At 71.9% G+C, this 12955-nt stretch carries 12 protein-coding genes; all 12 read right to left on the reverse strand.

Annotated features, from left to right (window positions below):
* Positions 1-86: 86 nt before the first annotated feature.
* Positions 87-1103, reverse strand: a complete 1017-nt coding sequence (locus tag ACZ6RT_RS07950; RefSeq protein WP_399188234.1) for an NAD-dependent epimerase/dehydratase family protein — start codon at positions 1101-1103, stop codon at positions 87-89.
* Positions 1100-2572 carry a cation:proton antiporter gene (locus tag ACZ6RT_RS07955; RefSeq protein ID WP_399188232.1) on the reverse strand — a complete coding sequence of 491 codons (1473 nt, stop codon included), beginning with the start codon at positions 2570-2572 and terminating at the stop codon, positions 1100-1102. The genes ACZ6RT_RS07950 and ACZ6RT_RS07955 overlap by 4 nt, the downstream gene beginning before the upstream one ends.
* Positions 2573-2574: 2 nt before the next feature.
* Positions 2575-3834 (reverse strand): hypothetical protein, encoded by a 1260-nt coding sequence (locus ACZ6RT_RS07960; RefSeq protein WP_470152615.1) that lies wholly within the window; start codon positions 3832-3834, stop codon positions 2575-2577.
* Positions 3831-5135, reverse strand: a complete 1305-nt coding sequence (locus tag ACZ6RT_RS07965) for a phenylacetate--CoA ligase family protein (RefSeq protein WP_470152616.1) — start codon at positions 5133-5135, stop codon at positions 3831-3833. Before ACZ6RT_RS07965 ends, ACZ6RT_RS07960 begins: the two co-directional genes overlap by 4 nt.
* Before the next feature lie 3 nt (positions 5136-5138).
* Entirely contained in the window at positions 5139-5942 is an 804-nt protein-coding gene (locus ACZ6RT_RS07970; protein WP_470152617.1) for a hypothetical protein, read from the reverse strand.
* Positions 5939-7153, reverse strand: coding sequence for an ATP-grasp domain-containing protein (locus ACZ6RT_RS07975; protein WP_470152618.1), 1215 nt, complete (start codon positions 7151-7153; stop codon positions 5939-5941). Before ACZ6RT_RS07975 ends, ACZ6RT_RS07970 begins: the two co-directional genes overlap by 4 nt.
* On the reverse strand, positions 7150-8106 hold the full coding sequence (locus ACZ6RT_RS07980) for a glycosyltransferase family 2 protein (RefSeq protein WP_399188221.1): 957 nt from the start codon (positions 8104-8106) through the stop codon (positions 7150-7152). The genes ACZ6RT_RS07975 and ACZ6RT_RS07980 overlap by 4 nt, the downstream gene beginning before the upstream one ends.
* A 94-nt stretch (positions 8107-8200) precedes the next feature.
* The gene (locus tag ACZ6RT_RS07985) at positions 8201-8953 is read right to left on the reverse strand and encodes a HalD/BesD family halogenase (RefSeq protein ID WP_470152619.1); all 753 of its coding nucleotides are present in this window, start codon (positions 8951-8953) and stop codon (positions 8201-8203) included.
* Positions 8954-9089: 136 nt separating this feature from the next.
* Positions 9090-9962, reverse strand: coding sequence for a hypothetical protein (locus tag ACZ6RT_RS07990; protein ID WP_399188217.1), 873 nt, complete (start codon positions 9960-9962; stop codon positions 9090-9092).
* A 70-nt stretch (positions 9963-10032) separates the two neighbouring features.
* Entirely contained in the window at positions 10033-10395 is a 363-nt protein-coding gene (locus tag ACZ6RT_RS07995) for a YybH family protein (RefSeq protein ID WP_399188215.1), read from the reverse strand.
* Positions 10396-10415: 20 nt separating this feature from the next.
* Positions 10416-11405, reverse strand: coding sequence for a hypothetical protein (locus ACZ6RT_RS08000; RefSeq protein ID WP_399188213.1), 990 nt, complete (start codon positions 11403-11405; stop codon positions 10416-10418).
* Positions 11395-12948: a nucleotidyl transferase family protein gene (locus ACZ6RT_RS08005; RefSeq protein WP_470152620.1), complete on the reverse strand. Its 1554-nt coding sequence runs from the start codon at positions 12946-12948 to the stop codon at positions 11395-11397. The genes ACZ6RT_RS08000 and ACZ6RT_RS08005 overlap by 11 nt, the downstream gene beginning before the upstream one ends.
* Between the last annotated feature and the right edge of the window lie 7 nt (positions 12949-12955).

The following is a 12955-nucleotide window of genomic DNA, read 5'->3' on the forward strand; positions in this document are numbered from 1 at the left end:
CCCGGGCGGGACCCGGACGAGGCCCGGCCGCTTCCGCGATGCCGGGGTCGCGCGCGCTCCCGCGGTGCCCGGGGAGGAGGCCGTCGTCAGGGGATCCTGGACACGGCCCGCCACGACGGCGGCATGTTCTTGTCGATCTCGATCCCGTCGAACACGGAGGGTTCCTGCGGTCCCTGCTTCCGGGCCCAGGCGGCCATCCTGGCGATCCCCTCCGCGAGCGGCACCGAGCCGGCGCCGACCCCCAGGACGTCCCGCGCCTTCTCGTGGGAGGAGTACGCGTGCACGACCTCGTGGCGCGCGGGAAGGTGCTCCACCCGCAGGGGCGCGTCCATGGCCGCGGCCACGGTGGTCGCCAGCTCGTTGACGGTGTAGGGCGTGTCGCCGCCGATGTTGAAGGTCTGGCCGTACGCCCGCGGGTTGTCCACCGAACGGGCGATGGGCAGCGCCACGTCGTCGATGTAGCTGAACGCGCGCGTCTGCTCGCCGTCCCCGAAGATCGTGCAGGACTCCCCGCGCAGGATCTGGTTCATGAAGATGCCGATGACGTTGCGGTAGCGGTCGCCGATGTTCTGGCGTTCGCCGTACACGTTGTGCGGGCGGAAGACGATGTACGGCAGGCCGAAGATCTCGTGGCTGACCTTCAGCTCCTGCTCGACGGCGTACTTGGCGATCCCGTACGAGTCGATCGGCAGGGGGGTGAGGTCCTCGCTCATCGGCGGCTCGGCGTCGCCGTAGACCGCGATCGAGGAGGTGAAGACGAAGCACCGCACGGTCCCCGTGTTGACCGAGGCGTTGATGAGGTTGACGCTGCCGATGACGTTGTTGGTGTAGTTGTACCGTTTGATGAAGTGGCTCAGTCCCTCCGCGGCGTAGGCCGCCAGGTGGAACACGTAGGTGAACCGCCACTGCGCGAACAGCGAGTCGACGAGCCCGGCGTCGCAGACGCTCCCGGCGACGAAGTGCGCGCCGTCCGGCACGTTGGCCGCGTCGCCTCCGGAGAGGTCGTCGAGGACGACGACCCGGTGACCCGCCCGCACCAGCTCGGCCGCGACGTGCGAGCCGATGAACCCGGCGCCGCCGGTGACCAGGGAAGTGATCGTCATAGGGGGATTTCCTTTCCGCCGGTCGTGATGACCTGGCGTTCCGAGGCGGGACGTCGCCCCGCCGCCGGCCGGGTGAGGCCGAGCAGGCGGAGGCTGGGAACGGTCATGACGGTGGTGACGAGCGCCATGATCACCAGCACGGTGAACGCGTTGCCGTTGATGACGCCGATGCTGAGGCCCGAGCTGAGCACGACGATCTCGGTGATGCCGCGGGCGTTCATCAGCACCCCGAGGCCGAGGGCGAGCCTGGGGGGCATGCCTCCGGCCAGGGTGACCAGCCACGCGCTGCCGAGCTTGCCGAGGATCGCCACCACCAGCAGCAGCGCGCCGCCCAGCAGCACCCCGGGATGGGAGACGGCGAACCGGACGTCCACCTGGAGGCCGATCGAGGCGAAGAAGACCGGGAGCAGCAGTACCTGGTTGAACGTGCCCAGGCGGGCCGGCACGGTACCCAGCACCCTGGCCTCCCTCGGCAGCACGACACCGGCGAGGAAACCGCCGAAGATGGCGTGAACGCCGATCAGGTCGGTGACCGCGGCCAGCGCGAACACGAGGCCCAGCACCAGGCCGAGGCAGGCGGGAGCGGGCAGTCGCCGGTGCGCGTACCGCAGCGCCAGGGCCCGCAACGCCGGTCGCACCACCAGCAGGAGCACCGCGCAGAGGGCGACGGTGAGCGAGAGCGCGACCACGACGCCGGACGCGCCCTCCGCGCGCAGGATGGCGAGCACCACGGCCAGCGCGCACCAGGCGAGCACGTCGGCGACGGCCGCGCAGATCATGGCGAGCGACCCGAGCCGGGTGCCGTCCAGCCCGGTCTCCCGCACGATCCGGGCGAGCACGGGGAACGCCGTGACGCTCAGCGCGGTACCGACGAAGACGGCGAACGGGACGAGCCCGACCGAGTCACCCGCGAACATGTCGAACAGCGGCAGCGCGGCGACCACGCCGAGGGCGAACGGGACGACCATCATCGCCTGGCTGGCCGCTCCGATGACCCCCCGCTGACGGCCGAGCACGCCGTGGTCGAACTCGGCGCCCACGGTGAACATGAACAGCGCGAGGCTGGCCTGGGCGATGAGGTTCAGATGCGGCAGGACGGTGTCCGGCAGGACGGCGGAGACCACGCCCGGGGCGAGCGAGCCGAGCACGGACGGCCCGAGGAGCAGACCGGCCATGATCTCGCCGATCACCGGAGGCTGGCCGACGCGCCTGGCCAGCACGCCGCCGAGCGAGGCCAGGCCGCCGATCACGGCGACGGCGAGGAAGAGGCGCGCCATCAGCTGGATCGGGGACGAGGCGTGCGCCGCGTCCGCGGCCGCCCGGTGGACCGCGGGCGACGACACGGAGAGCCCGACGACGACGAGCAGCAGCACGGCCGCCGCGGTCAGGCCGACGGCGACGGCGACACCTCGCGCGGGAGCGGGCATGAGCCGCTCTTCCGTCTCTTCGAGCGGTGTTTCCGGATGCATGGTCACACTCCTGGTGTGGGCCGGCGTCGTGACCCTCCGGGGGGGAGCCGGCGCAGGACGACGGCGGCGTGGACGAGTTCGCCGCAGCCGAGCACGGTCACCGCGCCGAGCGCGCCCGCCCAGGGCACGACGGCGAAGGCGAGCGCCCCCATGGCGACGAGGGAGACGGCCGCCCCGTACGCGGTCGTCCGGAGTGTCCGCGGGGTGGCGTTCTCCATCAGGTAGTTGACGCTGCCCATCGCGAAGAGGATCGGCACGCAGGCCGCGTACAGCACCAGGACCCCGGGCCCGCCCAGGTCCCTGAGCAGCAGGAGCGAGGCGCCCAGGGTGAGCGCCAGGTAGGGCACCCCGGCGAGCACCAGCAGCCGCAGCCAGCGGGCGAGCGTGCCGAGCATCGAGGTCAGGTCGCGCTGGTGCAGTTCGCGCGACACCTGCGGCTGCAGGATGCGCAGCAGGTAGGCGAAGGCGTTCAGCAGGACCGAGGAGGCGATGACGGCCAGGTAGAGCCCGCCGCTCTCGTCCTCGGCACCCGTCACGGACAGCGCCAGGAACAGCAGGCTGACCGAGACGCCGCCCACCACGTCGGCGACCGCCATGAGCGCCGAGGTGCCGACCGAGACGCGGACCAACGTCCTGCGGCGCAGCCCGGTGAAGTCGGGCCGCAACCCGGCCAGCAGCGCCGCGTTGAGCACGATCAGGGTGAGGGTGTACAGGGCCAGGAACGTGGTGGGCGGGGTGCCCGTCACCGCGGCGACCGTCAGCCCGGCCAGCACCGCCGCCAGGACGAGATGGTTGGCCACGTCCCTGCCCGGCCGGTCCACGGCGCGGCTCAGGCCGACCAGCACCTGGTTGCCCCCCGCGCAGATCGCCCACAGCCCGGCCAGGCCCGGCAGCAGCGGGTCGTCGCGGCCCAGGAGCAGCACGGCCAGGACGGCGAGCGAGGCCAGCAGCAGCACGGCGGCGAGCGCGACGAAGATCCCGATCAGCCGGTCGACGGTGCGCCGGGCCCGCGGGACGAGCTTCAGCGCGCACTTCTCGATCCCGAGGGAGGCGATCGGGAGCAGGAACGCCGCCCCGCCCATGGCCGCGGCGTAACCGGCGTAACCGGTGGGACCCCACGCGCCCGCCAGGGCGACGTTGGCGAGCACGACCGTCCCCCGGTAGCCCATGCGCGCGCCGACGAGCGATGCCATGACCTTCGGGGCGACGGCGAACAGGTTCCTGGCGGTCACCCCGGGACCGGTCGTTCCGGTGCCCGTCATCCGGGAGCGTCTGCGTAGTCGGAGGTGACGAACTTCCCCTTGCCCCCCGGCGTGATCGTCACGGACTCGGCCGTCACCACCTCCAGCGGGAAGTCGCCCCCGGCCAGCTCGAAGAGCCTGGCCCGTACGCTCTCGAAGAGCCCGTCCGCGCCGTCCGCGCCGTCCGCGCCGTCCATGCCGTCCGCGCCGGGGACCACGTGCAGGCGGACCAGCCCGGTGGCCTCCTGGTGGACGAAGCACTCGCTGATCCCCGGGTGGGTGGCGGCCAGGTGCAGGAACGCGTCGGGGTAGAGCCGCTCACCGCCGGGGAGGGTGACGAAGTCGTTGCTGCGCGCCTTGGTCAGCCGCAGGACGCGGAACCTGCGCCCGCACCCGCACCGGCCGGGCTCGATCAGGCCGATGTCCCCGAGGTCGTAGCGGATGAGCGGCATGGCCCGCTCCAGGAACGAGGTGACCACGACGTGGCCCTCCTCGCCCGCGGGCAGGGCCCGCCCCCGGTCGTCGACGATCTCGCAGTGGACGCGGTCCTCGCTCAGGTGCGCCCTGCCGTGCGTGCAGTCGTAGGCGACGTTGAGCACCTCGAACGCGGAGTACTCGTCGAACACCGGCGCGCCGAACCTCTCGGCGAACATCGCCCGGTGCTCGGGGAGCAGGAGCTCGGACTCGGTCATCACGATCCGCAGGGTCCGTCTCAGCCGGGTCAGCTCGGCGTCGGTGAGGGCGCGCAGCAGCGCGCGCAGGTGGACCGGGTAGCCGATCAGGACCTTGGGCCGGTTGGCCAGCAGCTCGGCCTTGATCTCCGCCATCGGCCGGTGCGACAGGATCACGTGCCTGCGGAACAGGTTGAGGCGCTCGAACATCCGGGCGGGCGGGGCGAACGGCCGGATGTGGGTGAGCCGGTCGGTCGGCAGGTAGCGTCCGGTGGCCAGGAACCGGCGGACGAGGGCGGCGCCGTGGTAGTCGTGGGAGGCCTCGTCGTGCAGGATCCGCACCCGCCGGCCGGTGCTGCCGCTGGTCTGGAAGGACCTGCACGTCGCCGGGTCGACACCGTCGGCGAGCAGGTTCTCCAGCGGCCGTTCGCGCAGCACCTCCTTGTCGAGCACCGGCAGGTCCGACAGGTCGGCCAGGGCGGTCAGCGGCGGGCGGGAGTAGCGGGGGTCGTCCCGGTAGTACGGGACGCGGGCCCGGGCGTACTCGATCATCCGGTTCAGCTCGCGCAACTGCCGCCGTCGCAGGGCGGAGGGGCTGCCGTACTGCCTGGCGACGGTGACCGGGATGTAGCAGGCCTCGCGGAGGAACACCGGTCAGCCCCTGTTCGCGGGGGAACCGTCCGCTCGGGCGGCGTCCGTCCCGGAGGTGCCGGGGGCGCCGGGGGCGCCGGGGGCGTCGGCGGCCCGGGAGACCCCGGGAGCGGTGGAGGCGGCGGGGGCGTCCGGGCCGTCCGCCCGGGAGCGGGGCGAGCGGACCAGGGCCTCCCACCAGCGCTGCGGGGAGAGGAAGACCAGGAGCGCCAGGATCACGTGCACGACGATGAACGCGTAGGCCTCCATCTTGGTCGGCGGGTGGCCGATGAAGACCGTGATGTGCGAGGCCCACTCCCACACCTCGGGAATCGTGGCGTAGGCCGGGTCGGTGTGGTCGTTGACCGTGAGGAAGGCCAGGTCCTCCAGGCCGGACAGCATCAGCAGCAGCATCCCGTAGGAGAGCCTGCGCACGGTCGCGGCCGTGCCCCCGCCGAGCCGGTAGGCCAGCGCCAGCGCCAGGATGATCATGGGCGTCAGCGTGAGGACGTGGTAGTAGAGGTTGCCGAAGGAGGTCGGGTCCTCGGAGATGGCACCGCCGAAGAAGAAGATCTTCGGTACGAAGTACAGGAAGTAGAGCAGGAAGGTCGGCGGGATGAGCAGGAGCGGGAGCCGCATCCGCTTCGCCCACTCCACGTCGAGCGCGGCCACCGCCTCCGCGGCCATCACGAACGGGACCAGCTTGAACAGGAAGAGCCAGAGCGACTTCACCTCGCGGTCGTGTGGCAGGCCGAACCAGACGATCGCCGCGGCGATCACCGCCAGCGAGGCGAAGATCGCGAATCTGCGGTGCTTGGGGGGGATCATTCTGACCCTTTCTCATCGTTCTCGATCACGAACCGCAGGGTTTCCAGCGCCCTGTCCCGGGCCGGCATCAGCGACTCCCTGGTGTCGGCGACCACCATCAGGTAGCCGAGTTTGTGCGCGGCCTGCCGGTAGGCGTGCACCCGGTCGCCGGGTGACTTGAACACCTGCACGTCCACCACCTCGGGCATCCGCAGCAGCGCGTCCATGCCGACCACGTCCCGCAGGACGCCGTCGGCCTCCGAGGTGAGGATCTGCAGCATGGCGGTGCGCCGGAAGGGGGCGGTGATCTCCAGCGGCTCGCCCAGCGCCAGCCGGATCGCCGCCTCGACCGTGTTCAGCCCGAACGCGTGCCGCACCATCAGCGGCATGCCGTTGCCGCCGAGCCGGGCGCCCATCTCGATGAAGTGGATGTCGCCCTCGGGCGTCAGCACGAAGTCCAGGTTGACGGGGCCGTGCTCGTGCCCGGCCTCCGCGCAGATCATGACGATCGCCTCCCGGAGCCGCGCGTGGACGGACGCGTCGAGGTCGGCCGGCACCACGTGGGCGAGACTGATCATCTCCGGCGGGCCGGTGATCGTGCGGTCGGTCACCGCCATGAACCCCAGCCGGCCGCCGGTGAAGAAGCACTCCGCCGAGCAGTGCCTGCCGGACACGATCTCCTCGATGATCACCTGGTGCGAGAAGGAGTACTTCCAGGCGTGCTCGATCGCGCCCCGCAGGTCCGCCGGGGTGCCGATGGCCGTGATGCCCTTGCTGCCCGAGGAGTCGGCGGGCTTGACGATCAACGGGTGGCGCATCCGCCCGGCGGCGGCCAGCAGCACCTCGGTGCTGCCGTCCTGCACGTACGCGTGGCTCGGCAGGCCGAGCCGGGCGACCAGCGCGCGGAAGAACCCCTTGTCGACCGAGCAGCGCAGCGCGCCGGGGGACGGCTGGTGCGCCGTGCCGTAGATCCGGCTCAGCTCGGCGACGGACTCCTGGGCGGCGTCGCTGGCCGGTGAGATCACCGCCGCGACGTCGATGGGCCCGAGCGTCGCCGCGATGGCCGCGGGGTCCCTGCTGGTCATGCAGAGGAACCGGTCGGCCTCCGCGGCGCCGAGCGCGTCGGGCCGCTGGTCCACGCCGATCACGTGGTAACCGAGCCGCCGGGCCTCGCGGTAGGCGGGGATCTGGTCCTCGCCTCCGCCGAGCACGATGATGTTCCGGGCGCTCAACTGACGTCCTCCCAGATGTCGGCGGTGAGGTAAGGCGTCTCCTGGCCGTAGAGGGCCTCGTCGGCGCGGACGACGATGTTGGCCTCGCGGATCTGGTAGCGCGGCATCCCGATCGCCTGCACCCGCATGACGCGCACGAGATAGCGGGCCACCACGACCACGACGAGCAGCGTGATCAGGCTGGTGGCGAGCCCGGCCGTGGCCAGCGCGTCGTGCCCGGCGAAGCCCGTCCAGAACAGTTCGAGGAGCAGCACGCCCGCGGCCAGCATCGCCGTGGCCAGCGCGTAGAGCCAGACCAGCGGCCGGAAGGAGAAACCGACGAAGAGCTCGATGGCGTGCCCGGCGAGCTTGCGCAGGTTCCACTTGCCCTGGCCGGCCACCCGAGGCCGGTGCGAGGTGGGCAGGGTCGTGTACCGCGCGCCGAGCAGCGGGGCGGTGGCGGAGAAGTAGGGCGTGGACAGCCGGCTGTCGACGACCTTGCGCGCCACGCAGGTACGGGCGATCCGGAACACCGAGGCGCCCGCAGGGATCTCGATCCCGAGCCACCTGCGCGCGATCATCTGATGTCCCCAGGTACCGAGACGCCGGTACCACGGGTCCTGGCGGTTCTCCCTGACCGCGAAGACCACGTCGTAGCCCTCCAGCGCTTTTTCCACCAGGCGGTGCATCTCCTCGGGCGGGGACTGCAGGTCGGCGTCGAACTGCACCGTCCACGGCTTGGAGGCGTACTTGAAACCCGCCGAGAAGGCGGCCTCCAGGCCGAAGTTCCGCGCGAAGGAGATGTACTTGACCAGGGGGTCCTGGGCGGCGAAGGACTTGATCGCGTCCAGCGTGCCGTCGTCGCTGCCGTCGTCGATGAACAGGATCTCGACGTCGTCGTACCGCAGCAGCTCGGACCGGATCTCGCGGTAGGCCTGCTCGACGCAGGCGGCCTCGTTGTAACAGGGGATCATGGCTGTGATGCCGGGCCGCGGCATGCGAGCGTTCTGCGCGCTCGCACCCGCGGCCGCCATGGGCGTCGGCGACATGTTCGGCGGAGGGGTCGTGTCAGTCGAACATCGCGTTCATGGTCTCGTGGGTCGCTTCCTTCTTCAGGTCGGACTCACTTCCCCAGCACGTGTTGAGGATGATGCGCGTCCGGTCGGCGTTGAGGGGGATCGTCCGGTGCAGGGTCGTGTCCGACCGCAGGAAGTACAGGTCGCCGGTGACGTGCCCGTAGGTCTTGATCGGGTGCTCCAGCAGGTAGTCCTCGACCTGCGGGTCGTTCTTGTCCCAGTCGGTGTGCGGGATGCACTGCAGCTGGCCGCCGTACTTCGCGTCCGGCGCCTCGATGATCCAGATGACCGTGAAGCTGAAGTCGCCCCAGTGCCAGCCGTGGGTGTCGCCCTTCCTGTGCTGGCGGATGGCGATGTACTTCTCCTCCTCCCACGGGCACTCCAGCACCGGCTGCGCGGCGAGCCTGGACAAAAAGCCCATCAGGGCCTGCGACTCGTAGACGGCGGGGATGAGCTCGCTGCCCTTGGCGATCGCCTGCTGGCTGATGGTGGTCATGTACCGGGGCGTGTTGCCGGTCTCCTTGAGGTGGATGTCGATCCGCTGGCCGTGCTCGTCGAGGAGACGGTGCACCTCCTGGGAGACCTCCTGGAACAGGTCGTCGGGGACCAGGCCCCGCAGCTTCACGTATCCCTCCCGCCGGTAGTGCTGGGAGAGTTTGCGCACGACCTTGTCGTCGGCGTACCGGGTCTCGATGTGCTCGCGGATGCGCTGGTCGGTCTGCTCTTTCAGGGTGGGGTTCGCCATGGTGTCCGGGCGCCTTTCTCTGCGTTCACGGTGTCTGTCCGGCGAAAGGCGCGGCTCTCGGGGAGGACCGGCGCTTTTCACGATCTTCATGGGGCGGGTCGCGTCCGGGGCCGGCTCACCGGCTCCGGACGGGACGTCAGGTCTGTCCGCGGGCGACCAGCACAGGGGTGCCGTGCCGGGGGCAGAGTTCGGGCACCAGACCGGCGGTGCCCGGCGGGACGACGTTCACGAGCGTGGGACGGGTACGGCGCAGCATGGTGAACAGCGGTCCCGTGGCGTGCGGCCGGACGTGGACGCGCCGCCAGTTCGTGTGCATCCGGCCGCACTCGCGGTGCCGGGCCCCGAGGTAACCGAGACGGGCGTCCCACAGCACCTCGGCCGGCCGGCCGGCGCCCCGGTCACGCCCTCGCGGCCCGCCCGCGTCCGCGTCCCCTCCGCGGGGCCCGCTCCCGGCGGGCACGGCGTGCTCGTGCAGCTCGCCGAGGGGCCTGCGCAGGAACACGCGCACCTGCCCGGTGTGACCCCGGCGCAGTTCCTCGACCTGGCCGGGGTCGCCGAGCAGTCCGGGCTCGCGGGCGTCGTGGAACGCCCGGATCCCGTCGGAGCGCAGCCTCGGGTCGGCCGTCTCGGCGTGCGCGCAGAGCAGCACCGCGTAGCGGCCACGCCGGGGTCCCAGCCGCCGCCAGTCCAGCAGCGCCGTCCGCACCTCGAACAGCGGGCGGTCGCTCCGGTGGACCCCGGTGAGCCGCAGCGCCTCGTACAGCTCGCCGGGCTCGCCGAGCCACGGCACCACGTCCGTACGCGGAAGGTGCGGGGCGGCGAAGGGGTACAGCGTGGGCAGCAGGTCGTCCAGGCCGGCCGCGGGCAGGGGAGCGGGATCGTCCAGGACGGCCCCGGCGTCGGCCCACATCTCCCGGTAGTGGGGCACGGTCGCGAAGGCCCGTGCCACCGCGGCCCGGTAGGCCCGCTCACCGGCGCGCCACGAGTAGCCGCGCGATTCCCCGAACATGCCCCGTCCCCCGTCGTTCCCCGTCGTTCCCCGTGGTTCCCCGTCGTTCCCGCCGTGCCTCGCCGTCCGGTCAGTTGAAGGTGTTCTGGTCGTGGACGAGCAGCCAGCGCCCGTCGCTCCGGGCGAAGACCAGCGTGAGGTGGTAGGTCTTCCGGTACGGGGCGCCCTCGGGGTCGACGTCGTCGTAGGCGACGGCGAGCAGGGCGAAGGCCGAGTCGCCGGTCTCGCTGACGCGGACGGTCTCCGAGCTCATCGACCAGTCCTGGTCGGCGAACCAGTCGCGGTGGAACTTCGCGATCTCGTCCTTGCCGGTCAGCAGCGTGCCGTTGGGCAGGATCAGCGTCGCGTCCTGGTGGACGGTCTCCAGGTAACCGTCCAGGTCCCGCTCGTCGATCGCCTTCAGGTGCCGGGCGAGCGCCTCGTCGAACTTCATCGTCCTGTCCTTTCCACGGGTCACCACGGGGCGACCACGAGGGTCTGCGGTACGAGGTCGCAGCCGAACCGCTGCTTGAGCTCGGCCATTCCCTTGCCGAACTCGATCCCGTCCCGGCCTTTCCGGATCATGTAGTCGATCTCCTGGAGGTAGAGATCGAAGTAGAGGTCGCGACGGCCGCCGTCCCGGATGTCCAGGGAGCCGGTGACCGTGGTGATCAGCCGGTCGCCCGTGTCGAAGGCCAGGTCGAACGAGAGCAGCCGGTTCCCTTCGCGGTGCCCGAAGTAGCACACCCCGCCCTCGCCGTTGAGATGGCCGAAGTAGCCCAGGGGGATGGGGGGTCTGCCGCCGCCGTGCTTCAGGTCGGTCAGGTGCGCCAGCCTGCTGGCCTGGGCGGGGTCCACGGTGCCGACGGCGTGCAGCGGCTCGGTCGTCTCCGCGGCCTCGGCGTGGATCCGGCGGAACCGCTGCCGCCGCCCGCGCGGCAGCCCGGCGAGGTACTCCTCCGGGTCGGACCAGCGGTTGACCAGCAGGGTGTTCGGCGCGGTGGCCACCCGGGGGCGGGACCGGCCCGCCACCAGCGGCAGTTCGCCGGTGCCGACCTGCCGGTACACGATGCCCAGGCAGTGCCGGCCCAACCGGCGCCGCGTCGCCCTCTCGAACGCCCTCAGCACGGCCCGGCGCTCCACCTCGTCGAGCCTCGCCGCGAAGGCGAAGCCGGGGGTGAACCCGAGCGGCAACCGGCAGTCGAACCATCCGGCCGGGGGCAGCGACCCGGGCCGCGCGTAGCGGTCGCGGCGGGCGGGCAGGCCGCCCACGTCACCGAGGAACATGCCCGCCACCTGGCCGCCGTCGCGGACCACGGCGAGGCGGACCGGGCGCTGGGCGCACCAGGCGTACGCGGTGAGGGCATCGGCCTGCCAGGCGGCGGCGAGCCGCTCCTGCTTGCGGAAGATCTCCCAGTCGGCGGGTACCGGCTCGGCCGTCGGGTCGACGATCTCAACGTGCACCGGGATCACCCGACCGTAACCGGGCCAGGACCCGTTCGCGCAGGGGACGCTCGCCGCGGTCGGCGTAGGCGCGGACCGCGGCCACGATCGCCTCCCGGCCGAAGACCTGCTCCAGCCGCCTCAGCGGCGGGCCGTCCTGTGTGCCGAACAACGTCAGGGTGAGCGTCCGGTACGCGTCGCGGGACCAGCGTTCCGGCAGGTCACCGGTCGCGATCAGCCCGGCGGCGTCCGGGACGTCGTCCCGCTCGGCGTCGATCCAGCAGCGGCCGTGCACCGCCAGCCACGCCCGCGCGTACCGCGCGCGCTCATGGGCCTCGGGGGTGCCGCCGAGCTCGGCGGCGACGAGGTCGGTGTCGTAGCACAGGCCGTGCAGCAGGCCGAGCACGGTCCGCATCCGCGGCGCCGGAGCGGGCACCTCCTCGTCGGTGGTGAGCTCGTGGAGCACGCGCGCCCGCCGGTCACCGCCGCGCGCCGCGTCGAGGAACGCGTCGTAGGCCGCGTAGCTCCCCAGGAAGCCCGCGCGTTCGGTGCTGATCCGGAAGTCGGCCTTGCAGTTGGTCCTGCCGTACAGCCAGAGGATCATGGCCGGAGGCATGATCGGGAGCAGGTCGCCGAGCGTGATGCCGCCACCGCGCGAGCCGGAGACCTTGCCCCGGTCGGCGAACTGGCGGACCAGCCCGTAGGGCACGATGACCGGCTGGCGGGAACCGAGGAACCGCCGGTAGATCACCCGGGTGCGGTCCATCGTGCTGCCCGCGCTGCAGTGGTCCTGCCCGGCGGGCTCGCAGTCGATCTGCTCGTGGGTGACCCGCAGCGTCCAGTCCAGCGCCCACGACGGCTTGACGACGCCGAGCCTCCCGGTCACCGCGATCGCGCCGCAGGACCGGCAGGCGTAGCGCACCCGCGCCGCGCCGAGGCCGAGGATGACGGTGGTGCCGCGGCCGCACTGCTCGCAGTAGACGTTGAACAGGCCTTCCGGCGCCTTGGCCCCGAGCAGCTTCGCGAGTTTCCCCGCGTGCCGCTGGTAGCGCCCCTGCAGGCGGGTGTAGGTCCCCGCGAGGTAGCGTTTGTGCTGGTAGTGGGTCTGCCAGTGCGAGCCGGGCGGGGTGCGGCCGTCGGCGTCCGCCTCGGGAGGGCAGATGCCGGCCTGCTTCAGCTCGGCGATGTAGCGGCGGCAGATGGCGGTGGAACGCGCCGGGACCGCGCCCAGCGGGCGCGCGGCGTACCCGGCCAGCTCCGGCTGCCGGGCGGCCTGGCCGGCGCGGATCGGGTCGAAGTCGTCGAAGCTCAGCAGGATCGCCGACCGGCGGCCCATCCGCCGCAGCGCGCGGTGCACCAGATGGGCGATCGCGGTGTCCCGGAAGTTCCCGACGTGGAACGGCCCGCTCGGCGACATGCTGGTCTGGATGAGGATGCGCCGCTCCGGCGGATGCCGCCTGGCCAGCCGGTCGGCGTAGTCGCAGGCCCAGTGCGGCTGGGACGCGTCCTGCCGGAAGAGGTCGGCGTAGTCGTCGTCGCGCGCGGCGCGGGTCCCCAGGTTCATCGCACCC

It is taken from the genome of Streptosporangium sp. NPDC050148 (assembly GCF_055586505.1).

Bases quoted from the DNA above. Each gene is read 5' to 3' on its own strand.
- ACZ6RT_RS07950 (WP_399188234.1), bottom strand. From the start codon at position 1,103: ATGACGATCACTTCCCTGGTCACCGGCGGCGCCGGGTTCATCGGCTCG.
- ACZ6RT_RS07955 (WP_399188232.1), bottom strand. From the start codon at position 2,572: ATGCATCCGGAAACACCGCTCGAAGAGACGGAAGAGCGGCTCATGCCC.
- ACZ6RT_RS07960 (WP_470152615.1), bottom strand. From the start codon at position 3,834: ATGACGGGCACCGGAACGACCGGTCCCGGGGTGACCGCCAGGAACCTG.
- ACZ6RT_RS07970 (WP_470152617.1), bottom strand. From the start codon at position 5,942: ATGATCCCCCCCAAGCACCGCAGATTCGCGATCTTCGCCTCGCTGGCG.
- ACZ6RT_RS07980 (WP_399188221.1), bottom strand. From the start codon at position 8,106: ATGATCCCCTGTTACAACGAGGCCGCCTGCGTCGAGCAGGCCTACCGC.
- ACZ6RT_RS07985 (WP_470152619.1), bottom strand. From the start codon at position 8,953: ATGGCGAACCCCACCCTGAAAGAGCAGACCGACCAGCGCATCCGCGAG.
- ACZ6RT_RS07990 (WP_399188217.1), bottom strand. From the start codon at position 9,962: ATGTTCGGGGAATCGCGCGGCTACTCGTGGCGCGCCGGTGAGCGGGCC.
- ACZ6RT_RS07995 (WP_399188215.1), bottom strand. From the start codon at position 10,395: ATGAAGTTCGACGAGGCGCTCGCCCGGCACCTGAAGGCGATCGACGAG.
- ACZ6RT_RS08005 (WP_470152620.1), bottom strand. From the start codon at position 12,948: ATGAACCTGGGGACCCGCGCCGCGCGCGACGACGACTACGCCGACCTC.